This window comes from Paraburkholderia sp. SIMBA_030 (assembly GCF_046535245.1).
Taxonomy (GTDB): Bacteria; Pseudomonadota; Gammaproteobacteria; order Burkholderiales; family Burkholderiaceae; genus Paraburkholderia.
Map to the genome: position 1 here is coordinate 1 of NZ_JAWRXB010000783.1, position 264 is coordinate 264.

At 64.0% G+C, this 264-nt stretch carries 1 protein-coding gene; it reads right to left on the bottom strand.

Annotated features, from left to right (window positions below; genetic code table 11):
• On the bottom strand, positions 1-264 hold a 264-nt coding region (locus tag SB772_RS42110), incomplete at both ends, for an ABC transporter substrate-binding protein (protein ID WP_410838786.1).

The window sequence follows — 264 nt, forward strand, 5'->3', positions numbered from 1 at the left end:
CGTTTGCCCTTGAGTTGCGCGATCGTGGTCACGCCGCTGCCTTTGCGCGCGACGAGCGCTTCCGCGTTGTTGATATTGTCGAGAATCCAGAAGAGCTGGATCGGCAATCCCTGACTCAGGCCGGCGGCAACCGGGCTCGATCCCGCCTCGCCGAGCTGCACGTTGCCCGACGCCATGGCACGAATCACATCGCCGCCGCCGCCGAACTTGCGATAGCTGACCTTGTATCCGGTCGCCTTCCCGGCTTCGTCGAGTTGTTGCGCG